This window comes from Streptomyces sp. NPDC045955 (assembly GCF_056430805.1).
In genome coordinates this window covers 36,771-59,871 of the sequence record NZ_JBWKKY010000027.1, presented here as the reverse complement: position 1 = coordinate 59,871, position 23,101 = coordinate 36,771, and the positions used below count along the sequence as shown (strand labels likewise).

General features: G+C 72.9%; 22 protein-coding genes and 1 pseudogene. 16 read left to right on the top strand and 7 right to left on the bottom strand.

The features are described 5' to 3' along the window. Positions 1–57: 57 nt before the first annotated feature. Positions 58–1,902, bottom strand: a complete 1,845-nt coding sequence (locus AC07F0_RS35700; RefSeq protein ID WP_478984059.1) for a phosphatidylglycerol lysyltransferase domain-containing protein — start codon at positions 1,900–1,902, stop codon at positions 58–60. Positions 1,903–2,142: 240 nt separating this feature from the next. Between AC07F0_RS35700 and AC07F0_RS35695 the strand changes: the two genes are divergently transcribed. Further along, positions 2,143–3,261, top strand: a complete 1,119-nt coding sequence (locus AC07F0_RS35695) for an alpha/beta hydrolase (protein WP_478984120.1) — start codon at positions 2,143–2,145, stop codon at positions 3,259–3,261. Positions 3,262–3,395: 134 nt separating this feature from the next. Then, positions 3,396–4,667: a hypothetical protein gene (locus tag AC07F0_RS35690; RefSeq protein ID WP_478984058.1), complete on the top strand. Its 1,272-nt coding sequence runs from the start codon at positions 3,396–3,398 to the stop codon at positions 4,665–4,667. Positions 4,668–4,736: 69 nt separating this feature from the next. Here AC07F0_RS35690 and AC07F0_RS35685 read toward each other — a convergent pair whose 3' ends face one another. Both AC07F0_RS35685 and AC07F0_RS35680 read right to left on the bottom strand, forming a co-directional pair. Next, on the bottom strand, positions 4,737–6,089 hold the full coding sequence (locus AC07F0_RS35685) for a PH domain-containing protein (RefSeq protein WP_478984057.1): 1,353 nt from the start codon (positions 6,087–6,089) through the stop codon (positions 4,737–4,739). Next, positions 6,086–6,691, bottom strand: a complete 606-nt coding sequence (locus AC07F0_RS35680; RefSeq protein WP_478984056.1) for a PH domain-containing protein — start codon at positions 6,689–6,691, stop codon at positions 6,086–6,088. The genes AC07F0_RS35685 and AC07F0_RS35680 overlap by 4 nt, the downstream gene beginning before the upstream one ends. A gap of 31 nt (positions 6,692–6,722) precedes the next feature. Between AC07F0_RS35680 and AC07F0_RS35675 the strand changes: the two genes are divergently transcribed. After that, positions 6,723–7,874, top strand: a complete 1,152-nt coding sequence (locus AC07F0_RS35675; protein ID WP_436729722.1) for an NADH-quinone oxidoreductase subunit D — start codon at positions 6,723–6,725, stop codon at positions 7,872–7,874. 57 nt (positions 7,875–7,931) lie between these two features. Here AC07F0_RS35675 and AC07F0_RS35670 read toward each other — a convergent pair whose 3' ends face one another. Next, positions 7,932–8,936 (bottom strand): SAM-dependent methyltransferase, encoded by a 1,005-nt coding sequence (locus AC07F0_RS35670; RefSeq protein WP_478984055.1) that lies wholly within the window; start codon positions 8,934–8,936, stop codon positions 7,932–7,934. A gap of 118 nt (positions 8,937–9,054) precedes the next feature. Between AC07F0_RS35670 and AC07F0_RS35665 the strand changes: the two genes are divergently transcribed. Together AC07F0_RS35665 and AC07F0_RS35660 are read left to right on the top strand one after the other, a co-directional pair. Continuing rightward, a complete protein-coding gene (locus AC07F0_RS35665) occupies positions 9,055–10,245 on the top strand; it encodes a sensor histidine kinase (RefSeq protein WP_478984054.1) in 1,191 nt (396 codons plus the stop codon). Positions 10,246–10,313: 68 nt separating this feature from the next. Next, on the top strand, positions 10,314–10,985 hold the full coding sequence (locus tag AC07F0_RS35660; RefSeq protein WP_436729725.1) for a response regulator transcription factor: 672 nt from the start codon (positions 10,314–10,316) through the stop codon (positions 10,983–10,985). 62 nt (positions 10,986–11,047) lie between these two features. Here AC07F0_RS35660 and AC07F0_RS35655 read toward each other — a convergent pair whose 3' ends face one another. Continuing rightward, the gene (locus AC07F0_RS35655; RefSeq protein WP_478984053.1) at positions 11,048–12,154 is read right to left on the bottom strand and encodes a DUF5937 family protein; all 1,107 of its coding nucleotides are present in this window, start codon (positions 12,152–12,154) and stop codon (positions 11,048–11,050) included. 159 nt (positions 12,155–12,313) lie between these two features. Here AC07F0_RS35655 and AC07F0_RS35650 point away from each other — a divergent pair, with 159 nt between their 5' ends. Continuing rightward, positions 12,314–12,535 carry a hypothetical protein gene (locus AC07F0_RS35650; RefSeq protein WP_478984052.1) on the top strand — a complete coding sequence of 74 codons (222 nt, stop codon included), beginning with the start codon at positions 12,314–12,316 and terminating at the stop codon, positions 12,533–12,535. On the opposite strand, the gene AC07F0_RS35645 is transcribed toward AC07F0_RS35650, so the two are convergent. Next, positions 12,525–13,745: a threonine aldolase family protein gene (locus AC07F0_RS35645; protein WP_478984051.1), complete on the bottom strand. Its 1,221-nt coding sequence runs from the start codon at positions 13,743–13,745 to the stop codon at positions 12,525–12,527. The genes AC07F0_RS35650 and AC07F0_RS35645 overlap by 11 nt on opposite strands. 195 nt (positions 13,746–13,940) lie before the next feature. On the opposite strand from AC07F0_RS35645, the gene AC07F0_RS35640 reads away from it, so the two are divergent. The 10 genes from AC07F0_RS35640 (at position 13,941) to AC07F0_RS35595 (ending at position 22,365) form a co-directional block, all read left to right on the top strand. Next, positions 13,941–14,870: a Rossmann-like and DUF2520 domain-containing protein gene (locus AC07F0_RS35640; RefSeq protein ID WP_436729729.1), complete on the top strand. Its 930-nt coding sequence runs from the start codon at positions 13,941–13,943 to the stop codon at positions 14,868–14,870. Next, the gene (panC, locus tag AC07F0_RS35635) at positions 14,867–15,859 is read left to right on the top strand and encodes a pantoate--beta-alanine ligase (RefSeq protein ID WP_478984050.1); all 993 of its coding nucleotides are present in this window, start codon (positions 14,867–14,869) and stop codon (positions 15,857–15,859) included. Before AC07F0_RS35640 ends, panC begins: the two co-directional genes overlap by 4 nt. Continuing rightward, entirely contained in the window at positions 15,856–17,565 is a 1,710-nt protein-coding gene (locus tag AC07F0_RS35630; protein WP_436729731.1) for an L-aspartate oxidase, read from the top strand. The genes panC and AC07F0_RS35630 overlap by 4 nt, the downstream gene beginning before the upstream one ends. 5 nt (positions 17,566–17,570) lie before the next feature. Further along, positions 17,571–18,545 carry a carboxylating nicotinate-nucleotide diphosphorylase gene (gene nadC, locus AC07F0_RS35625; RefSeq protein ID WP_478984049.1) on the top strand — a complete coding sequence of 325 codons (975 nt, stop codon included), beginning with the start codon at positions 17,571–17,573 and terminating at the stop codon, positions 18,543–18,545. A 17-nt stretch (positions 18,546–18,562) separates the two neighbouring features. Then, positions 18,563–19,360, top strand: a complete 798-nt coding sequence (locus tag AC07F0_RS35620) for a type III pantothenate kinase (protein WP_356922573.1) — start codon at positions 18,563–18,565, stop codon at positions 19,358–19,360. Between the two features lie 280 nt (positions 19,361–19,640). Then, on the top strand, positions 19,641–20,375 hold the full coding sequence (locus AC07F0_RS35615; RefSeq protein WP_478984048.1) for a hypothetical protein: 735 nt from the start codon (positions 19,641–19,643) through the stop codon (positions 20,373–20,375). 18 nt (positions 20,376–20,393) lie between these two features. Beyond that, a complete protein-coding gene (locus tag AC07F0_RS35610) occupies positions 20,394–20,582 on the top strand; it encodes a hypothetical protein (protein ID WP_338782107.1) in 189 nt (62 codons plus the stop codon). A 203-nt stretch (positions 20,583–20,785) separates the two neighbouring features. Then, positions 20,786–21,247 (top strand): BlaI/MecI/CopY family transcriptional regulator, encoded by a 462-nt coding sequence (locus AC07F0_RS35605; RefSeq protein ID WP_478984119.1) that lies wholly within the window; start codon positions 20,786–20,788, stop codon positions 21,245–21,247. Between the two features lie 10 nt (positions 21,248–21,257). Beyond that, entirely contained in the window at positions 21,258–21,791 is a 534-nt protein-coding gene (locus AC07F0_RS35600) for an amino-acid N-acetyltransferase (RefSeq protein WP_399415662.1), read from the top strand. 238 nt (positions 21,792–22,029) lie between these two features. Beyond that, a complete protein-coding gene (locus tag AC07F0_RS35595) occupies positions 22,030–22,365 on the top strand; it encodes a histone-like nucleoid-structuring protein Lsr2 (RefSeq protein ID WP_010048839.1) in 336 nt (111 codons plus the stop codon). A 9-nt stretch (positions 22,366–22,374) separates the two neighbouring features. Here AC07F0_RS35595 and AC07F0_RS35590 read toward each other — a convergent pair. Then, a pseudogene (locus AC07F0_RS35590) lies at positions 22,375–22,602 on the bottom strand (SCO3374 family protein); the annotation flags it as partial. Between the last annotated feature and the right edge of the window lie 499 nt (positions 22,603–23,101).

The following is a 23,101-nucleotide window of genomic DNA, read 5'->3' as shown; positions in this document are numbered from 1 at the left end:
CAGCGTAGGCCCAGGGGACGGCCGCCAGGCGCTGCGGCCCGGCTCGGTCCCGACAGGTCACGCCGCTCTGACGCTCCGTTCCGTCGTCGTGCCGTGGGCGCAGGGGCGGCGGCCGGCCGGGCGACGGCGGCGCAGGTAGTGCGGCAGCGGCAGCGCCAGGTTGACGAAGCCCTCGGCCTGCATGGCGGCGAAGCCGATGCGGGGCAGGTCTCCGGAGGCCCGGTAGACGACGAAGCGGGGCTCCCAGCGCGGCTGGAACTTCGCGTTGAACTTGTACAGCGACTCGATCTGGAACCAGCGGGAGAGGAAGACGAGCAGTCCGCGCCAGGCGCGCAGCACCGGGCCGGCGCCGATCTTCTCGCCGCGGGCCAGCGCCGAGCGGAACATGGCGAAGTTGAGGGAGACGCGCGCGATGCCGAGCTTCGGGGCGGCCTGGAGGGCGGCCACGATGAGCAGTTCGTTCATGCCGGGGTCGGCCGAGCGGTCGCGGCGCATGAGGTCGAGGGAGGCGCCGTCGGTGCCCCAGGGCACGAAGTGCAGGATCGCCTTCAGGTCGCCGTAGGGACCGGGGTGGTCGTCCTGCTTGTGGGCGGTGGCGATGAGGCAGTCGCCGTCGGCGGGGTCGCCGACGCGGCCCAGGGCCATGGAGAAGCCGCGCTCGGTGTCGGTGCCGCGCCAGTCGTCGGCGGCGCGCCGGATGCGCTCCAGCTCGGCCTCGCCGAGGTCACGTACACGTCGTACCCGGGTTTCGTAACCGGCGCGCTCGATGCGCTTGACCATCTGGCGCACGTTGCGCATCGCGCGGCCGGAGAGGGAGAAATCCGCGACGTCCACCACCGCCTCGTCGCCCAGTTCGAGGGCGTCGAGCCCGGTCTCGCGGGTCCACACCTCGCCGCCGGTCTCGGAGCAGCCCATCACGGCCGGTGTCCAGGAGTGCGCCTTGGCCTCGTCCATGAACCGTTCGATGGCGCCGGGCCAGGCCTCGACGTCGCCGATCGGGTCGCCGCTGGCGAGCATCACGCCGGAGACCACGCGGTAGGTCACGGCAGCCTTGCCGCTGGGGGAGAAGACGACGGCCTTGTCGCGGCGCAGCGCGAAGTGGCCGAGGGAGTCGCGGCCGCCGTGCCGCTCCAGCAGGGCGCGCAGCTTGGCCTCGTCCTCCTCGGTGAGGTGCGCGGCCGGGTGTTCGGGGCGGAAGGCCAGGTAGATGGTGGTGACGGCGGTGAGCAGGCCGAGGGCGCCGAGCGAGAAGGCGACGGTCCACGAGGTGTTGCCCTGGTAGTCGACCGGGCCCTCGAAGCCGAACAGGCCGTAGATGACGTGGGTGATGCGGTCGGCCAGGCTGGGGTCGCCGACCATGCGCTCGGTGTGGACGCTGACGATGAGCAGGCCCAGCAGGAGCGAACCGGCGCTCATCAGGACGAAGTTGGCCAGGGCCCGCCAGCGGCTGCGCGGGTCGGGCAGGGCGTCGAACTGGTCACGGTGGCGCAGCAGGGGTGCCAGCAGGGCCAGGGAGATCAGCACGCCCACGATCGAGTGCCGGTAGGTGAACTGCGCGACGGCACCGGCCGGCAGCAGGGCCACGGCCGCCCGCCAGGCCCGGCGCTTGCCGCGCTTGAGGCCGTGGGCGAGCAGCAGCAACAGCACGCCGGTGCTGAGGGACAGGGCGGCCGCGAACGGGCCGAGCGCGCCGGGCAGCACCTCGGCGATGGCGTGCATACGGCTGTGCCGGAAGCGCGGGAAGACGCCCGCGGCGATGTCCAGGACACCCACCAGGGCGCACGCCCTGCCGACCAGGAGAGGGACGGCCTCGGGGCGTGGTCCGCGCAGCAGGTGGCGCACACGCCTCATCCGGCCGGTACCTGCCGTGGTGTTGCCACGACTCGGAACCTCACCCGACATTTCCTCATCTGTCCTGACAGACATCGCATCCCGTAGTTCTGCGAGAGACCTTGGATCCGGTGCCGATTCGGGCATCCGGCGACATTGCGCCCTCTAGGACGGTGTCTAGGGGGAAGAGGTTCACTCCCGTCGTCAAAGCCGTTTCAAAGGCAAAGGAAAGTCTGGGACAAGCCCGCGCGAAGGTGTGAGCGCGCAGGGCGGCCCCGGACGGGAAGCGCGGACAGGTAACCACGGATGGGTCTGGGTCTCACGAGCGACAGAGTGCTGGTGCTGGCGGTGCTGTCCGCCGTGCTGCTGTTCGCCGGCACGGTCTGGCTGTGGCCACGCCTGGCCCGGCAGAGCGGGCGGGCCGTGTGCGGGCGGGTCGGCCTGCTGCTCGCCACCCAGGTGGCGCTGTTCGCCGCGGTGGGGCTCGCCGCCAACCAGTCCTTCGGTTTCTACGCGAGCTGGGCGGACCTGTTCGGCCAGGAGAAGGACCAGGGCGTGGTCGTCGACCACACGCCGGACGACGGCCCGTTGCAGGTGGTCGGATCGCGCCGGGTGCCGGGCGCGGCCGGGGTGAGTGCCCGGTCGGGCGGCCGGATCCAGCGGATCGAGATCGTGGGCCGTACGACGCACATCGCCACGCCCGCGTACGTCTATCTGCCGCCGGAGTACTTCCAGCCGCGGTACCGCAGCCGTACGTTCCCCGCGGCCGTCGTGCTGACCGGTTATCCCGGCACGGCGTCGGCGCTGGTGGAGAAGCTCCACTACCCGCGCACGGCACTGGAACTGGCCCGGGCCGGCCGGATGCGGCCGATGATCCTCGTGATGCTGCGGCCGACGGTGGCGCCGCCCCGGGACACGGAGTGCGTGGACGTCCCGGGCGGTCCGCAGACCGAGTCGTTCTTCGCCAGGGATCTGCCCGACGCGATGCGCACGCACTACCGGGTCACCGAAAAGCCTGGCGGTCTGGGCATCATCGGCAACTCGACGGGCGGCTACTGCGCCTTGAAGATCGCCATGCACCATCCCGGTGTGTATGGCGCCGGGGCGGGTTTGTCCGCGTACTACAAGGCGCCGATCGACGCCACCACGGGCGATCTCTTCCGGGGCGACAAGGGGCTCCGGAATCGCGCCGACCTGTGGTGGTACCTCGAACACAGGCCCGCTCCCGACACTTCACTGCTCGTCACCAGCAGCAGGTCCGGCGAGTCCAACTACAAGGACACGATGCGGTTCATAGAGCGGGTGGAGGCCACCGGGCGGACGCGGATCTCGTCGATCATCCTGGAGAGCGGCGGGCACAACTTCAACACCTGGCGGCGTGAGATACCGGCGACGCTGGAGTGGATCAGCGAGCGGCTGAACGGCCGCTGAAAACGATCTTGGGAATTGAAAGAAGCGCCGATTCCGCTTCTTCCCGGGTAACGATGCCGTGTGAACGCTTCGCATGGCTTTGTTTTTGCAGGGTGGGTAACCAAGATTCGCCTACGCGCGGTAAGTTTCTGGCCATGCCACGTGGACGTCACCGCCATTCCCCGCCCTTGCACAGGCTGCTGCCCCCGTCGGCGATCGCAGGCGTCTCCCTCGTCTGCGCCCTGGGGCCCTGGGTGTTCACGGAGCCGACGGTGCTCCGTGGTCTGGCCGCGGCCGCCGCGGCGACGGCGGTCGTCGGCGCGGTCGTGCTCCGCCGCTGGGACATCCAGGCGGGCAAACGCGTCGCCGACCTCACGCGCGCGCGGGCGAGCGACGAGTGGCGCTTCGAGGAGCGGGTCGCCGAACTGGAGGCCGACCTCGAGGAGTCCCGCGAGCTGCGCGCCAAGCTGGAGCAGCGGCTGCGCGCCAAGCGCACCGAACTGGCCGGGCTGCGCAACGAGCACGCCTCTCTGCTGCGCCGGTACGCCACCGCCGAGACCGAGCGGGCGAGCGTCCTGGAGGAACGCCGCGTGCTGGAGATCGAGGCGACGGCTCCGGTACGGGCCGCGCTGCCCGCGGGGGCGGCTCAGGCGGCGGACGCTCCGGCGGAGGCGGACGAGGAGGCTGCCACCACCGCAGCCGGGGGCCTCGCCGTCGACGAGCAGAGGGCGATTCCCGCCGTGTTCTCGCCGGAGGGTTCCCGGCTGTTCCTGCGGGCCGCGGCGGCGCTCGCCCGGCTCGACAGCGACTCCGCCCCGGACCCGGACGGGGGCGGCGACGGCGACGGCGTACCGAAGGGCGACGACGCGGAGCCCGCGGGGGACGACCGGAAGGACGACCAGCGGGAGCAGTCGGAGGAGGCCGAGGAGGACGAGCCGCAGCAGGAGCGGTCCGAGGCGGTCACCGGGCACGAGCGGGCGACCGCCGGCACCTCCACGGAGGCCGGCACCTCCACGGAGGCCGGCACCTCCACGGAGGCCGGCACCTCCACGGAGGCCGGGACCTCCACGGCGGTCGGCACCGAGGCCGAGCGCCTTCCGCAGCCTGCCACTTCGGGGCACTACACCGTGCCGACCGCCGTGGCCGTGGCACCGCAGACGCCGGTGCGGCGCCCGCTGTCCGAAGGCGGGTTCGACTTCTTCGGTACCAAGCAGGGGACGTCACGTGCCGCCCTGGAGGCCGTGCAGAACGAGGACCTGGCCGATGTCGTCGGCCAGGAGGCTCTCGCGCTGCACAAGGCCGAGGCGGAGGCCGGGTACAAGCCCGCGGACGAGGAGTCGCGCGGGATCGGCCAGGTCATCGACCTGACGGCGCATGACGAGACGGAACAGATCGATGTGCAGGGGCTGCGGAGCGCGGTTTCCTGACACAGCACTTCTTCCTGACGCAGCACTTAAAAGGCCCCCGGCCACGGCTGGGGGCCTTTCCGCGTCATGTCACGCCATCCAGCGGTCCGGCCGCGCGTCCCTGCGTCCCGTCCGTGACCGCTCCGCCTGTGCCGCCAGCAGCTCGCGTGCCTCGGCCGCGTCGCGCAGCCGTGCCCGCACCGTCTTGTTCGCGCCCGTGTCCACACACACGTCGGCCACGCCCCTGGCCCGCTCCCACGGCCCCTGCGTCATCCGTACGCTCTGCACCTTCGCGTGCGGCACCAGGGCGAGGCTGCGCCGCAGCAGCCCGGACCGCGCAGCGAACACCGCGTCCGTGACGGCGAGCCCGTACCCGCGCCACCACACCGGCACGCACCACCGGGCCCGGCGCGGCGACGGCGACAGGGCCGCCTGCCCCGGCACGGTCACTCCGGGCAGCACGCGCGCGACGACCACCTCCGCGATCTCGCGCGGGGCGACCGGCACCAGCACCGAGTTGGAGGACCCCGCCACGTCCAGCTCCACGCGCACCCAGCCGCGCCGCCGCCACAGCAGCGGCTCCACGATCCGCACGGTCTGCACCCGCCCGGGCGGCACCGTCTCATGGGCCCGGTCCAGCAGGCCGTGGTCGATGCGCAGCCCGTCGGGCGACTCGGCCACCGTCCAGTCGTACTCCCCGACGAACCGCCCCACGCTGCTCGCGCCCGCGGCACCCAGCAGCGGCAGGGCGACGGCCAGGACGGTCCACACGCTCTCCGTGGCCAGCCACAGCACCGGCGGCACGACGAGCGCCGCGGCCAGCGACCCCCACGTCGCCCCGCTCAGCAGCAGCGACACCGCCAGGACGCCGGGCGGCACCCGCAGCATCTGCCGGGACGGCGCCTCCCCGACCTCGTGCGCGGTCTCCGGCGCGAATCCCGCCGCCCGGGCGAGCAGTTCGGCCCGCAGCGCACGCGCCTCGTCCGCGCCCAGGAAGGCCAGCTCGTCCTTTGTGTCGGTGCCTATGACGTCGAGTTTGAGCTTGGCGACGCCCGCGACCCGCGCGAGCAGCGGCTGGGTGACGTCGATGGCCTGGATCCGCTCCAGCCTGATGTGCGCGGTGCGGCGGAAGAAGAGGCCGGTGCGGATGCGCAGTTCGGTCTCGGTCACGGCGAAGTGCGTGAACCACCAGGAGCAGAAGCCGTACAGGGCCGCCGCCGGGACGAGCACGGCGAGGCCGATGAGGAGCGTGGTCGTGGTCAGCCGGGTCAGATGGCGCTGTGCCCCGTCCGGGTCGTGCACGGCCCAGCCGATGAGGACGGCGACGGGGGCCCAGGCCCGCCTCAGCGGGGTGACGGGGTGCAGCCGCCGCTCGGCGATCCCGTTCCCGGCCTCGGCGGGCTCGGCGGGCTCGGCGGCCTCAGCGGCGTCGGGCGCTGTCACAGCCCCGCCGATCGGGCCTCGCCCAGCTCGGTGAGCCGGTCGCGCAGCCGTTCGGCCTCGGCCGGGTCCAGGCCCGGGATGGTCGCGTCGGTCGCCGCGGCGGCCGTGTGCAGCTGCACGCTGGCCAGCCCGAAGTGCCGCTCCACGGGCCCGGAGGTGACCTCGACCAGCTGCATCCGCCCGTACGGCACGACCGTCTCCTCGCGCCACAGCACACCGCGGCTGATCAGCAGGTCGTCGGCGCGCTCGGCGTACCGCCAGGAGCGCCAGTTGCGGCCGATCAGCACCCAGCCCCAGGCCATCAGCGCGAGTGGCGGCAGCGCGAAGGCCGCCCAGGCGGGCCCGGCCACCAGACCTGGCACCAGCCCGGCGGCCAGGCTGATCAGCCCCAGCCACACCACCAGCAGCAACCGCCGCATCTTGAGCAGCCCCGGCGGCAGCGCGATCCACACCGGCCCGTCTTCGACGGCTGCGGCGCCTTCGGCAGCCTCTGCGGCCCCTTCTGCGGCTTTCGCCGCGCTCTGCGCCTCCACGGCGCCCGGTGCCCCCGCCGCGCCCTCTGTCCCCGTCGGCCCCGTGTCCTGCGGGCTCCCCGTCTCCATGAGGCCAGCGTACGTAGGAGAGACTGTGTCCATGACTCCTACGACGGAGACCATGGTCGGAATCGGCGGCGCCGCGGAGAGCACCGACATGGTGCTCAACATCGGGCCGCAGCACCCGTCCACGCACGGTGTGCTGCGGCTGAAGCTCGTGCTGGACGGCGAGCGCATCACGCACGCGGAGCCCGTGATCGGCTATATGCACCGCGGCGCGGAGAAGCTGTTCGAGGCACGCGACTACCGCCAGATCATCATGCTCGCCAACCGCCACGACTGGCTGTCGGCCTTCTCCAACGAGCTGGGCGTCGTGCTCGCCGTGGAGCGGATGCTCGGCATGGAGGTCCCCGAGCGCGCGGTGTGGCTGCGTACGCTGCTCGCCGAGCTGAACCGGGTGCTCAACCACCTGATGTTCCTGGGCTCGTACCCGCTGGAGCTCGGCGGGATCACCCCGATCTTCTACGCCTTCCGGGAGCGTGAGGAGCTCCAGCACGTCATGGAGGAGGTCTCCGGCGGGCGGATGCACTACATGTTCAACCGCGTGGGCGGTCTCAAGGAGGACCTGCCGGCCGGCTGGACCACGCGCGCGCGTGCCGCCGTCGCCGACGTCCGTTCCCGGATGGACCGGTTCGACGACCTGGTGCTCGGCAACGAGATCTTCCGGGGCCGCACCCGCGGGGTGGGCACGCTCTCGCCGGAGGCCGTGCACGCGTACGGGGTGAGCGGGCCGATCGGCCGGGCCTCGGGCGTCGATTTCGACCTGCGCCGGGACGAGCCGTATCTCGCCTACGGGGAGCTGGGCGACGTCCTGAAGGTGGTGACCCGGCAGGAGGGCGACTGTCTCGCCCGCTTCGAGTGCCTCCTGGAACAGACGCACAACGCGCTGGACCTGGCCGACGCCTGCCTCGACCGGCTCGCCGAGCTGCCGCCCGGGCCGGTCAACCAGCGGCTCCCCAAGGTCCTGAAGGCACCCGAGGGCCACACGTACGCCTGGACCGAGAACCCGCTCGGCATCAACGGCTACTACCTGGTCAGCAAGGGCGACAAGACCCCGTACCGGCTGAAGCTGCGCTCGGCCTCGTACAACAACATCCAGGCGCTGACGGAGCTGCTGCCGGGGACGCTGGTCGCGGACATGGTGGCGATCCTGGGGTCGATGTTCTTCGTCGTGGGCGACATCGACAAGTAGCGTCCCGGGCCCCGCGAGCAGTGTCCCCGGCTCTGCGAGCAGCGTCCGGGCCCTGCCCTAGAGCGGGTCCTCGATCCCGACCGGCTGCACCAGCCACCCGAAGTCGCCCAGACCCCCCGCCGCGGTGAGCTCGGCGGCCTCTCCGGCGCTCGCGAGGGCGCGTACGTAGGCGGCGGGGTCGGTGGACGCCAGCGTGAGCGGGGGACGTGCGCCGCTCACGCCGAGGACCCGCAGCGCCTCGCGCTGCGGGAGCAGCCGCCCGCCGGGCAGCGCGCACGCGTCGAGTGCCACATGGGCCGTGATGTCGCACGAGCCGTCCGGCACGGCCGCCGTCTCGCGGCCCTCCCGGAATCCGGTGAGCGTCCCGAACGGCGGCCGCGTGTCCGCCGTGTGCGCGTAGTCCACGGCGACGGCGAGCCCCCGGTCGAGCGTGGCGACCGCCGAGGCCCAGGCCTCGTCCCTGGGCAGGCCGATCTCGGCCCGCAGCCCCGTCTCGCCGGGCAGCGGCCACCAGCGCGCCAGCCACCGCGCCTGCGCCCCGTCGACCGGCTCCCCGAGCCGCTCGGCCCCGTCACCCCGGACCAGCACCAGCCGCGCCACGCCCGCGGGGTCCACCTCGGCGACCTCCACCGGCACGTTGTCCAGCCACTCGTTGGCGAACAGCAGCCCGGTCACGCCCTGCGGCGGCTCGGCCCGCCACTCGATCCGGTGATCCAGGTCCGCGGGTCGCCCGGCGACTTCGACGGCGTACGCGCGCGTGCGGGCCGCCACGTCGGCCGGGAGCGCGGCGAGCACCCCGGCGGCCAGCTCGCCCCGCCCGGCCGCCATGTCGACGAAGTCCAGCGTCGCGGGCCGTCCCAGCGCCTCGTCGACCCGGCACAACAGCTCCGCCACGGCCCGTGCGAACAGCGGCGACACGTGCACGGACGTACGGAAGTGCCCGGCCGGCCCCTCGGCCCGGCGGTAGAAACCGCCCGGCCCGTACAGGGCCTCCTGAGCCGCCGCGCGCCACCCGCGCCACCGGAGCCCCGCCGGTCCCTCGTCCCTCGTCACTGCTGTCACGGGGCCAGGCTATGCGGACACAACGAACGCAACTCCACCTTGCGGAGTACACGCGCCCGGTGCGGATCGGCCCTCCGGTTGACCCCTGCACCTATCCCGCTTCCCTACGCTGGGTTACGTGCAGCGCCTCTATGACTTCCTCCGCAGGCACCCGATGTGGGTCGACGGCTCGTGGGCCGTGGTCCTCCTCGGGATTTCCGTGGTCGGCGGAGCGTCGGGCGGATTCGGCTCCCCGGCCGTCGCCGTTCCGCTCTCGCTGTTGTTGTGCCTGGTGATCGCGCTGCGCCGCCGCATGCCGGAGAAGATGCTGCTGCTCGCGACCGCGGTCGGTCTGGCCCAGCTGATCACCGATGTCGAGATGGGCCCCCACGACTTCGCCCTGCTGGTGATCGTCTACACGGTGGCCGCGGAGGGCGCGCGCTGGGCTTCCCGTTTCGCGCTGGTCGCCGGCCTGTGCGCGGCCCCCGTGGCCCACCTGCGCTGGCCGAACGACCAGACGAGTGTCGCGACCGGCATCGCCGCGGCGGTGTTCATGACCGTGCCCTTCGCCCTCGCCTGGGTGCTCGGCGACTCCATCCGCACCCGCCGCGCCTACTTCGCGCAGCTGGAGGAGCGTGCCGCCCGCCTGGAGCGGGAGCGCGAGGCACAGTCCAAGGTCGCCGTCGCCGCCGAACGCGCCCGCATCGCCCGCGAGTTGCATGACGTCGTCGCGCACAACGTCTCGGTGATGGTGGTGCAGGCCGACGGCGCCGCCTACGTCCTCGACGCCGCCCCCGACCAGGCCAAGAAGGCCCTGGAGACCATCTCCTCCACCGGCCGTCAGGCCCTCGCCGAGATGCGCCGCCTGCTCGGCGTGCTGCGCACCGGGGAGCACGAGGAGGGCGGCGAGTACGTGCCGCAGCCCGACGTCCAGCAGATCGAGGACCTCGTCGAGCAGTGCCGCGGGCACGGACTGCCCGTCGACTTCAAGGTCGAGGGCACCCCCCGCCCGCTGCCCAGCGGCGTCGAGCTCACCGCCTACCGCATCGTGCAGGAGGCGCTCACCAACACCCGCAAGCACGGCGGACCCAACGCGGGCGCGAGCGTGCGCCTGGTCTACTTCGACGACGGCCTCGGCCTGCTCGTCGAGGACGACGGCAAGGGCGCCCCGCACGAGCTGTACGAGGAGGGCGGGTTCGACGGCCAGGGCCACGGCCTGATCGGCATGCGGGAACGGGTCGGCATGGTCGGCGGCACCCTGGACGCCGGCCCGCGCCCGGGCGGAGGATTCCGCATCAGTGCCCTGCTGCCGCTCAAACCCGCCGGCTGACCACGGCACACGCCCCTCGCTGACACCTGTAACGCTCCCACCTGCAAAAGAGACTGGAAGAGGCTCCGATGACGATCCGCGTGATGCTCGTCGACGACCAGGTGCTGCTGCGCACCGGTTTCCGGATGGTGCTCGCCGCCCAGCCGGACATGGAGGTCGTGGCGGAGGCGGGCGACGGTGTCGAGGCCCTCCAGGTGCTGCGCTCGACCGAGGTCGACGTGGTGCTGATGGACGTGCGCATGCCAAAGCTGGACGGGGTGGAGGCGACCCGCCGGATCTGCTCGGACACCGACCCGCCGAAAGTGCTCATCCTGACCACGTTCGATCTCGACGAGTACGCCTTCTCCGGACTGAAGGCGGGCGCCTCCGGCTTCATGCTCAAGGACGTGCCGCCCGGGGAGCTCCTCGCCGCGATCCGCTCCGTGCACAGCGGGGACGCGGTCGTCGCGCCCTCCACCACCCGGCGGCTCCTGGACCGCTTCGCGCCGATGCTGCCGGGCACCGCGAAGGAGCCCCAGCACCAGGAGCTGGAGCGGCTCACCGGACGCGAACGCGAGGTCATGGTGCTGGTCGCGCAGGGCCTGTCCAACGGCGAGATCGCGGCCCGGCTGGTGCTCTCCGAGGCGACCGTGAAGACACACGTGGGCCGCATCCTGACCAAGCTGGGGCTCCGGGACCGGGTGCAGGTGGTGGTGCTCGCCTACGAGACGGGACTGGTACGGGCCGGCGGGCACGCCTGACCCGGGCACGCCTGACCCGGGCACGCCTGACCCGGGCACGCTTGCTCCGGACACCGGGCCCGCTACCTGAGGATCCCCTCCAGGAACTCGCTGCCGAGCCGGGCGACCACCGTCACGTCCAGCTGGTGCAGGACGTACCGCCCGCGGCGGCGGGTGGTGAGCAGGCCCGCCCTCTTCAGCACGGCCAGATGCCGGGATATCTCCGGGGCCGTCATGCCGTGCGCCTGCGCCAGCTCACCGGTGGTGTACGCGCTGCGGGCCAGATTGCGGCAGATGCTCATGCGCACGGGGTGGGACAGGGCGGTCATCCGCAGGGCCAGCTGCTCCAGCGTGGGCGGGGCGGCGAGCTCGGGGGAGCCGACCGGGTAGTGCAGCACCGGCTGCCAGCCGTACCGGTGCAGGACCGTCAGATGCGGCCAGCCCAGGCTCGTCGGGACCAGCAGCAGGCCGCCGTCGCCCGTGGTCGTACGGCCCTCGCCCAGCTTGTCGACCGCGATGTCGCCGGCGGCCTCGTCGAGCGTGACCGCCGGGGACACCGCGGCGAGCGCCTCGGCCAGGCCCTTGTGCCTGAGCAGGTCCGTCTTGTGGCGGGCGTCCGCCGCCAGCTGGTGGCGCAGCCGGGCCCAGGCCTCCGCGAAGAACGCCGCGTCGCAGTCCTGGAGGAACTGCCGCAGCCAGGCCCGGATCCTGGGCGGGTCGGCCAGCAGCCGCTCGCTGAACCGCAGCTGCTGCGGCCCCCGCGCGGCGGCCAGGTCCAGCGACCGGCGGCGCAGCTCCGGGTCGGTCAGCGAGGTGGGCCCGCACGAGCCGTACCCGACGGCACAGGTGAACTCCAGTGCCGCGTCGACGAACTGCTCGTCCGTCAGCTTGTCCAGCAGGTCCAGTTCCTCGGCGAGCGTGGCGCCCGGCAGTGTGCTGCGGCCCGGGAGGCCGGCGAAGGGCATGAACAGGTCCGAGAACGTCGTCCGCCACAGGAAGTCGGCCTCGCACATCCGGTCGGCCAGATGCGGGTCGAGCCGGGCGGTCACTCCCGTCACCCAGCCCTGCAGGCCCGGGTGGTGTCCCGGCTCGGACAGCGCGTGCAGCGCCATGCCCAGCTCGGCCAGGGGCGAGGGCACGACGGCGACCTGCTCCGGCCTCAGCCCTGCGATGTCGATGTGCACGCTCATGACCTCATGGTGCACCCCGCCACTGACAACGCTCCGCTCGATTGACGGGCCTCGTCAATCGACGCGACGCCGCCCTCGGCACGGGCGCACGGTGGGACCACCGGGGCAGCCGCGGAGCCTTCGGACCTCCATCACCCCGTCCCGCAGAGGCGATCCACCATGAGCATCGCGCAGCAGTACCTCCTCGACAGCTACCGCGCCCACTCCCTCGGGGAGCCCGCCCCGCCCGCGCCGGGTACGCACGACGGGCAGGTCGTACGGGAGTGGCGCGACGAACGGCAGTTCCGGGCGGTCCTCGCCGGGCGCCCGGCCCGCCGGCGGAAGCGGATCCGGCACGCCCTGGGCCGGTGGCTGCCCTCCAGGCGCCGTGCTACCGGCTGATCCGCCCGGGCAGCCGGGCGACGAAGTCGGCGACGGCCGTCTTCACGTCCTCGGCCGTCCACTCAAGACCGGCGGACCGCACCTGCACCTCCGTGCGGGCCAGGCCCGGGCCGCCCCGGTCCCAGGCGAAGGAGAACAGGGCGGTGCCGGTCTCCTCGGCCGTCCGCACCGCCGCCTCCGAGAGGACGTCGGCGTCGTAGGGCAGCCACACCTGGAAGTCGTGGGTGTGCGGCACCTCCGGGTGCACGCGCGCCCACGGCACCCCGGCCGCCGCGAACCCCTCGCGCAGGGCGGCGGCCACCACGCGCGCGTGGGCGACGAACTCCGGCAGGCGGGGCAGTTGCCGCTCCAGCCCGGCCAGCGCCGACAGGGCCGCCGGGAACTGCTGGAAGACCAGGCCGCCGTAGCGGTGCCGCCAGGCCTTCGCCTCCTCCACGAGCTCCCCCGGCCCGGCGAGCGCCGCACCGCCGAAGCCCTCCAGCGACTTGTAGAACGACACGTAGACGCTGTCGGCCAGGCCCGCGATCTCCTCCAGGGGCCGGCCGAAGTGGACCGTGGACTCCCACAGGCGGGCCCCGTCGAAGTGCACCACCGCGTCCCGCTCCCGGGCGGCCGCCACCACCTCGGTGAGCTCCTCCCAGGAGGGCAGCACGAAACCGGCGTCCCGCAAGGGGAGTTCCAGCATCAGCGCACCGAAGGGCTCCTCGAAGTCGCGCACCTCGGCTGCGGTGGGCAGCCGCGGCTCGCCCGTCACGCGCACCGGGCGCAGGCCGCCGACCTCGCTGAACGCGTTCCGCTCGTGCACCTCGGGATGGCTGAGCGAGTGCAGGGCGACGGTCGGGTTGCCGGTGCGGCCCGCCCAGCAGCGCAGCGCCACCTGCTGGGCCATCGTGCCCGTCGGGAAGAACGCGGCGGCCTCGGTGCCGAGCAGCCCGGCGACCTTCGTCTCCAGCGCCTCGACGACGCCGTCGCCGTACACGTCGGACCGCTCGTCCAGGTCGTACAGGTCCTGCACGCCGTCCAGCTCCGCCAGTCGCTCCCGGAGCGTCTTGTGGAAGGCGAAGCGCGCGAACACGCGCTGTGCGCCCCGGTGGGCGGCCAGCCGCCGCTCACGGAGCTGTGACCTGAGGTCCTCGTCCGGCCGGTCCTGCTCCGGCAGTTGCCCGGCCGCCCGCTCGTCCTGCTCGTCCCGTTCCGCCGTGTCGCTCATGGCCCGGATCATCCCCCGCGCGCGTGCGGCCGGGCACCCGGATTTCCGTACGCCCGTGCAGGGGTTCCCCTGCGCCCGTGCCCGCGTGTGATGCACACCCTGTGGACGACCGAACACCCCTCGAACCGATCGCGTTAACATGACGAGAAATCGTCCGGTACCCGGAGCGGACTGGAACGGGAAGGCCGCCGTCGAGTGAACACAACCCCACAGCCAGACCCCAGGGACCGCCCCGCGCGGCTCACCGTCGGCGTCGTCGGCGCCGGCCGCGTGGGACCCGCACTGGCTGCGTCCCTGCAGCTCGCCGGGCACCGCCCGGTCGCCGTCTCCGCGGTCTCGGAGGTCTCCCGGCGCCGCGCCGCGCAACTGCTGCCGGACGTGCCGGTGATGCCGCCCGCAGAGGTCCTCCAGCGGTCCGAGCTGGTCCTGCTGACGGTTCCGGACGACGCCCTGCCCGAGCTGGTCGCGGGCCTCGCCGACACCGGGTCCGTACGGCCGGGACAACTGCTCGTCCACACCTCCGGGCGGTACGGCGCGCGGGTGCTCGACCCCGCCCTGCGCGCGGGCGCCCTGCCGCTGGCCCTGCACCCCGCGATGACCTTCACCGGCACGCCCGTGGACGTCCAGCGGCTGGCCGGCTGCTCCTTCGGCGTCACCGCGCCCGAGGAGCTGCGGCTGGCCGCCGAGGCCCTGGTCATCGAGATGGGCGGCGAGCCGGAATGGATCGCCGAGGAGAACCGGCCGCTCTACCACGCGGCCCTCGCGCTCGGCGCCAACCACCTGGTCACCCTGGTCGCCCAGTCCCTGGAGCTGCTGCGCACGGCCGGCGTCTCGGCCCCCGACCGGATGCTCGGCCCGCTGCTCGGCGCGGCCCTGGACAACGCCCTGCGCTCCGGCGACGCGGCCCTCACGGGCCCGGTCGCGCGCGGCGACGCGGGCACGGTCGCCGCGCATGTCACCGAGCTGCGCCGGCACGCCCCGCAGGCCGTCGACGGCTACCTGGCGATGGCCCGCGCGACCGCCGACCGGGCCCTGGCCCACGGCCTGCTGAAGCCGGAGCTCGCCGAGGACCTCCTCGGGGTACTCGCCCACGGGACCGACGGCACCGAAGGGGACGCCCGATGACCACGACCCTGCTCAGCACCGCCGCCGAACTGCACGCACGCGCGCGTGGGGGCCGCCGCGCCGTGGTGATGACCATGGGCGCGCTGCACGAGGGGCACGCCACGCTGATCCGCACCGCGCGCGCCCTCGCCGGACCCGACGGCGAGGTCGTCGTCACCGTCTTCGTCAATCCGCTCCAGTTCGGCGCGGGCGAGGACCTCGACCGCTACCCGCGCACCCTGGACGCCGATGTGAAGCTGGCCGGGGAGTCGGGCGCCGACGTCGTGTTCGCCCCGGCCGTCGACGAGGTCTACCCCGGCGGCGAGCCCCAGGTCCGCATCACCGCGGGCCCCATGGGCGAGCGGCTGGAGGGCGCCTCCCGCCCCGGCCACTTCGACGGCATGCTCACGGTCGTCGCCAAGCTGCTGCACCTCACCCGCCCCGACGTCGCCCTGTACGGCCAGAAGGACGCCCAGCAGCTCGCGCTGATCCGCCGCATGGTGCGGGACCTGAACTTCGGCGTGGAGATCGTCGGCGTCCCCACCGTCCGCGAGGAGGACGGCCTGGCCCTGTCCAGCCGCAACCGCTACCTCTCACCCGCCGAGCGGCGCACCGCCCTCGCGCTGTCCAGCGCCCTGTTCGCGGGCCAGGACCGGCACGCCGCGCAGGAGGCGCTGCGCGCCCGGGCCCGCGAGGTGCCCGCCACGCGCGCGCGTGCCGAGGCCCTCAGCGCCATAGGCGAGTCCCGCGCGGCAGCGGACGCGCACGCCGTCGCGACGGCCGTCCCGGGCAGTCCGGCCGCCGTCCGCGCGGCCGCCCGCCAGGTCCTCGACGACGCCGCCCGCCTCGATCCGCCGCTCGTGCTGGACTACCTCGCCCTCGTCGACCCGTCCGACTTCACCGAGATCGGGGACGACTTCACCGGCGAGGCGGTCCTCGCCGTCGCCGCCCGGGTCGGGACGACCCGGCTGATCGACAACGTTCGCCTCACCTTCGGAGCCGCCTCGTGAGCAGCACAGGCATACGACTGCACGCGCCCGCCCCCGGGTGGTCCATCTCCGCGGACGTCGTCGTCGTCGGCTCCGGTGTCGCCGGGCTCACCGCCGCCCTGCGCTGCGAGGCGGCCGGCCTCACCACCGTCGTCGTCACCAAGGCCCGCCTGGACGACGGCTCCACCCGCTGGGCCCAGGGCGGCATCGCCGCGGCCCTCGGCGAGGGCGACACCCCCGACCAGCACCTGGACGACACCCTGGTCGCGGGCGCCGGCCTGTGCGACGAGGAAGCGGTCCGCATCCTCGTCACCGAGGGCCCCGACGCCGTCCGCCGCCTCATCGAGACCGGCGCCCAGTTCGACGAGTCCTCCGAGGGCGGCCTGGAACTCACCCGCGAGGGCGGCCACCACCGCCGCCGCATCGCCCACGCCGGCGGTGACGCAACCGGTGCCGAGATCTCCAGGGCCCTCGTCGAGGCGGTACGCGCGCGTGGTCTGCGCACGGTCGAGAACGCGCTCGTCCTGGACCTCCTCACGGACGCCGAGGGCCGCACGGCGGGCGTCACCCTGCACGTCATGGGCGAGGGCCAGCACGACGGCGTGGGCGCGGTCCACGCCCCTGCAGTGGTCCTGGCGACCGGCGGCATGGGCCAGGTCTTCTCGGCGACGACCAACCCGTCCGTCTCCACGGGTGACGGCGTGGCCCTGGCGCTGCGCGCGGGCGCCGAGGTGAGCGACCTGGAGTTCGTCCAGTTCCACCCGACGGTCCTCTTCCTGGGCTCCGACGCGGAGGGCCAGCAGCCCCTGGTCTCCGAGGCGGTACGCGGCGAGGGCGCCCACCTGGTCGACGCCGACGGCGTGCGCTTCATGCAGGGGCAGCACGAACTGGCCGAGCTCGCCCCGCGGGACATCGTCGCCAAGGGCATCACGCGCCGCATGCAGGAGCAGGACGCCGAGCACATGTTCCTCGACGCCCGGCACTTCGGTGCCGACATGTGGGAACACCGCTTCCCGACGATCCTCGCCGCCTGCCGCGCCCACGGCATCGACCCGGTCACCGAGCCCATCCCGGTCGCCCCGGCCGCCCACTACGCCTCCGGCGGCGTCCGCACCGACTCCCGGGGCCGTACGACCGTCCCCGGCCTGTACGCGTGCGGCGAGGTCGCCTGCACCGGTGTGCACGGCGCCAACCGCCTGGCCTCCAACTCCCTTCTCGAAGGCCTCGTCTACGCCGAGCGCATCGCGGCCGACATCGCGGCGAACGGCCTGGAAGCGCGCGTGCCGCAGCCACTGCCGCACCCGGAGACCCCCGAGCATCCCCTGCTCACCCCGGAGGCCCGCTTCACGATCCAGCGGATCATGACGAACGGGGCCGGTGTCCTGCGCTCCGCCGAGTCCCTCACCAAGGCCGCCGACCAGCTCCAGCAACTGCACACCGACGCCCGCGACGCCCTCGCCGAGAACGGCAAGACGGCGGAGGCAGGCGTCGACACCTGGGAGGCCACCAACCTGCTGTGCGTGGCCCGAGTCCTGGTCACCGCGGCCCGGCTGCGCGAGGAGACCCGCGGCTGCCACTGGCGCGAGGACCACCCCGAGCGCGACGACACCACCTGGCGGCGCCACGTCGTCGTACGCCTGAACCCCGACCGCACGCTGGCCGTGCACACCACCGACACCACACACTTCCCTACGACCCTCCCGCCCCAGGCCCCCCAGGAGCAGTGACCGACGTGAGCACCCCCGACCTTCCCCTCGCCTCGTCCGGAGGCTGCGGCGACGGCTGCGCCTGCGGCGCGGACGAGGAGGCATACCTGGAGTGCGGGCTGGACCCCGCACTCGCCCAGCTCCTGGCCGACGCCGGCCTCGACCCCGTCGAGGTCGAGGACATCGCCAACGTGGCCCTCCAGGAGGACCTCGCCCACGGCGTGGACGTGACGACGGTGGCGACGATCCCCGAGGACGCGGTGTCCACCGCCGACTTCACGGCCCGCGAGGCGGGCGTCGTGGCCGGCCTGCGCGTCGCCGAAGCGGTCATCTCGGTCGTCTGCGAGGAGGAGCTCGAGATCGAGCGCCACGCGGAGGACGGCGACCGCGTCGAGGCGGGCCAGAAGCTCCTGTCGGTCACCACTCGCACCCGTGACCTCCTCACGGCCGAGCGCAGCGCGCTGAACATCCTGTGCCGTCTGTCGGGCATCGCGACGGCCACGCGCGCGTGGGCGGACGCCCTGGCAGGCACGAAGGCCAGGGTCCGCGACACCCGCAAGACGACACCCGGCCTGCGCTCCCTGGAGAAGTACGCGGTCCGCTGCGGCGGCGGCGTCAACCACCGCATGTCCCTCTCGGACGCGGCCCTCGTCAAGGACAACCACGTGGTCGCCGCGGGCGGCGTCGCCGAGGCCTTCAAGGCGGTCCGCGAACGCTTCCCCGAGGTCCCCATCGAGGTCGAGGTCGACACCCTGCACCAGCTCCGCGAGGTCCTGGCCGCCGGCGCCGACCTGATCCTCCTGGACAACTTCACGCCGGGCGAGTGCGAGGAGGCGGTAGCCCTCGTCCAGGGCCGCGCCGCCCTGGAGGCCTCGGGCCGCCTGACCCTCGACAACGCCAAGGCCTACGCGGACACCGGCGTCGACTACCTGGCCGTCGGAGCCCTCACCCACTCCTCGCCGATCCTGGACATCGGCCTGGACCTGCGGCCGGCGGAGTAGGGGAGCGGGTACGGGCCATGCTGCTGACGATCGACGTAGGCAACACCCACACCGTCCTGGGCCTGTTCGACGGCGAGGACATCGTCGAACACTGGCGCATCTCCACGGACGCGCGCCGCACCGCGGACGAACTGGCGGTCCTCCTCCAGGGCCTGATGGGCATGCACCCGCTCCTCGGCGACGAACTCGGCGACGGCATCGACGGCATCGCCATCTGCGCGACCGTCCCCTCGGTCCTGCACGAGCTCCGCGAGGTGACGCGCCGCTACTACGGCGACGTCCCGGCGGTCCTCGTCGAACCGGGCGTCAAGACGGGCGTCCCGATCCTCATGGACAACCCCAAGGAGGTCGGCGCGGACCGCATCATCAACGCGGTCGCGGCGGTCGAGCTCTACGGCGGCCCCGCGATCGTCGTCGACTTCGGCACGGCGACGACGTTCGACGCGGTCAGCGCGCGCGGCGAGTACGTCGGCGGGGTCATCGCCCCCGGCATCGAGATCTCCGTCGAGGCCCTCGGCGTCCGCGGCGCCCAGCTCCGCAAGATCGAGGTGGCCCGGCCGCGCAGCGTCATCGGCAAGAACACGGTCGAGGCGATGCAGTCGGGCATCATCTATGGCTTCGCCGGCCAGGTCGACGGGGTCGTCAACCGCGTGGCCCGCGAGCTGGCGGAGGACCCGGAGGATGTCACGGTCATCGCGACGGGCGGTCTGGCACCGATGGTCCTGGGCGAGTCGTCGGTCATCGACGAGCATGAGCCGTGGCTGACGCTGATCGGGCTGCGACTGGTGTACGAGCGGAACGTGTCGCGCATGTGACGACGCGCCGTCGCTGGGGCCGGGTGGGTGCGCGGCCCGGCGGAGCGGGGTGACGCTGCGCCCACCCGTGCCGCCTGGGGGGACCTCCCACGCCTTGAGGCACTGGGGCAGGCGCGACTGCCCGCATCTTGGGGCAATCACGACGCAGCCGCACCAGCCGACGGCGCGGTCCCGACCCACCAGCCCGCCGCAGGCGCCCGCGCCCGCCCACCCGGGTGGTCCCTCACGCCACACGCGCCCGATATGCGGGATTTGTCTGATTAGCGCGTATCGTCGCAGCATGCCCACGCCATACGGATCCCGCGGCGGCATGGCGTTCGGCGTGGAGGAGCTGCGTGTGCTCCGCCGCGCTCTCGCCCTCGCCCTCCACCCCACCTCCGCCTCGGCCGACGACGTCCAGGACTGCCTCCGCCTCGCAGAGTCGCTCGACGAGGCGATGCGGGAGGGAGCCAGGCTGCGTGCCTTCCTCGTGGCCGACCTCGGCCGGTACCGCGCCGCCCTCCCCGGCACCGCCGCCGGCTACCTCACGCTCCTGGACGAGGCACTGGGTGCCGGATACCGCCCCCAGACCGACGACCTCGCCGCCCTCGGCGCCCTGTGCGGCAACCCCACCGCAGCCGCCCTCCTGGACCGCTGCCATCTGCTCACCGGGCAGCAGCCCGTGCGCGCCGCCCGCTCGCCCATCCCCTCCCCGCTCGCCCAACCGCCCGCCCGCCCGGCCGCCCCCGGCGTTCCGGCCGTTCCCACCGTCCCCGCCTCCCGCTCGCGCCTCCGTCTCCTGCCCGTCCCCGGCGGCCTCTCCGCCGTCGCCGAGGACACTCCGGAGAAGCAGCCGGAGAAGAAGCCCGCGCGGAAGCCGGCGGCTCCGAAGCCCGCCCCCAAGCCCACCCCGGCCCCCGCCCCGGGCACCCCGAAACCCGGCCGTCCGATCCCCACCCCGGGCGAGGTCTTCCCGCGCCGCAAGCCCACCCCGCCGCCACCCCCGTCCAACCCCCAGCAGCTCGCCGCGGGCTGACGTGGCTAGTCTGGATCCATGGACTACGTCTCCGCGCTCCTGCCCCCGGTCGTCATGGCCATCTTCTTCATCGGCGTGATCCGGGTGATCGTGAAGACACAGGGCGGTGCCAACAAGGCCAAGGAGGACGCGGCCGTCGACGCCGCCCTCGCGCGCGTGGAGGGCGCCCGGCAGTCCTCCGCGACGCCCCCGAAGGCCGAAGCCTGACCCGAGCGTGCCGCCCCCGGGCGCAGCGCTCCGACGGCGTACGACTCCGTGCGGCCGGCCCCGGCGAGGCCCGCACTTTCGAGTCGTACGCCCTTTTTGTTCCCGTTCGCCGGTGAAGCGCACGTCCGCCACGCCATTACCCAGATCTCCCACTATTGTTCTGAGGTGTGCCTCGCCCATTGGGAGAACTCGAAGACGCGGTCATGTCGCGGGTGTGGAAGTGGAACCGCCCGGTGACCGTTCGAGAAGTCCTGGAAGATCTTCAGAAGGAGCGGTCCATCGCGTACACCACCGTGATGACCGTTTTGGACAATCTCCATCAGAAGGGCTGGGTGCGCCGCGAGGCGGAAGGCCGCGCCTATCGATATGAGGCGGTCTCCACACGAGCCGCCTACGCCGCCTCCCTGATGAACGAGGCCTGGTCGCAGAGCGACAACCCCGCAGCGGCTCTCGTCGCCTTCTTCGGCATGATGAGCGAGGAACAGCGAGAGACTCTCCGCGATGCCGTACGCATCGCCCAGGTCCCGGAAACCCAGAAACCGACCGGACCGTCGGAACTGGCCGAACCGCCGGAACGAAGCGAACCCTCGGAACGAACGGAACCCCCGGAACGAACGGGACCGCCGGAGAACCCCGCCTCTGCTCAGGACCCCGGCGGGCGATAGCGTCCCGGTCATGTCCGCGAAGAGCCCTGAAGCCCCCGCAAAAGCCATCACCGTCCGCCGGGCACGTACCAGCGATGTCCCGGCCGTGCGCCGCCTCCTCGACGCCTACGTCCGCGGCGGCATCCTGCTCGACAAAGCAACGGTGACGCTTTACGAGGACATCCAGGAGTTCTGGGTCGCGGAACGCGACGACAACGCAGAGGTCGTCGGCTGCGGCGCCCTGCACGTGATGTGGGAAGACCTCGCCGAAGTCCGCACTCTCGCCGTGAAGCCCGGCCTGAAGGGCGCGGGTGTCGGGCACCAGTTGCTGGAGAAGTTGCTCCACACCGCCCGCTGGCTCGGCGTTCGCCGTGTTTTCTGTCTGACCTTCGAAGTGGACTTCTTCGCCAAGCACGGCTTCGTGGAGATCGGCGAGACGCCTGTCGACACGGATGTCTACGCGGAGCTGCTGCGTTCCTATGACGAGGGTGTCGCGGAGTTCCTCGGACTCGAACGAGTGAAACCGAACACCTTGGGCAACAGCCGGATGCTTCTGCATCTGTGATCACCAGGACGGACACACAAGCCAGTTGCAAGCCAGTCGCAAGACCAGGGTGCCCTATGTCCGAAACGCGCACGTTTTCGGACGGGGGTGGGGGCGCCGGTCTCTGCCGAGGGTTTGTGTTTTTCCGGCAAAAGCGGTTTGCTTTCCGAGGTACTGCAGTACTGCATATAACAGGGGACGGCGATACGGCGGACGCCGGCACACCCCGGCCCTGAAGATATCGATGAAAGGAAATCCGGTGGCACAGAAGGTTCAGGTCCTTCTTGTCGACGACCTCGACGGCGGCGAGGCGGACGAGACCGTCACGTTCGCGCTGGACGGCAAGACGTACGAGATCGATCTCACCACCGCTAATGCGGACAAGCTCCGCGGCCTTCTCGAGCCTTACGTGAAGGGCGGTCGTCGTACCGGAGGCCGTGCTTCGGGCGGGCGCGGAAAGGCGCGTGCGGCTTCGAGCGGCAGCCAGGACACCGCGGCCATCCGCGCCTGGGCGAAGGAGAACGGTTACGAGGTCAACGACCGCGGCCGTGTTCCCGCGACCATCCGCGAGGCCTACGAGAAGGCCAACGGCTGAACAGCGGCACTACCGACCCTGCGCGCGCGAGGCCGGCGGCTGGGCAGACGCGCGCCGCAGCCGGACCCGGTGGCACTGTGTGGCCACGGTGTTCACCAGCCGTACGAGATCGGGGGCGTCTCCACCACCCCCCAACGCCGACAGCGTCGGCAGCGAGGTCTCGACCTCGCATCCCGGCTCGGGGGGCCGCAGCCAGATGGCGGCCCCCTGGGAACCGAACCGGCCCAGGGGAAGCGGCCGGCCACGACAGGAGCCGGACGCGGGGGACAACGCGCCGTCCGCCTCGGAAGCCGACGGCGCGAACCCCTGCCGGGCCCGCCCGGTTCCCGGCGCCATGACCCCCTCGGCGACGCCCTCCTCACGGGCCCCTGCTCCACCCGCCCCACACAGGAACGCCGCACCACCCTCACAGGGCAGCCTCCCGCCGCTCCCGCCGGGCACCGCCCCACCCGCCTCGCGCGGCATCAAGTCGCCCGCCTCGCGGAAGCATGGCGCACCCGTGCCGCAGGACAGCCCCCCGCCCGCTTCGTCAGGCAGCGGCCGGCCGCACTCACGCCGCAGGGCCCCGCCCGCGTCGCGGAAGCACGGCGCACCTCTGCCGCAGGGCAGTGCCCCGCCCGCTTCGCGGAGCCACAGCGCGTCCGTCTCGCAAGGCAGTGGCCCACCCCTGTCACCCGACCCCGAGCCGCCCGCCCGGCGCAAGAACAGGGCGTCCGTCTCGCAGGGCAGCCCCCTG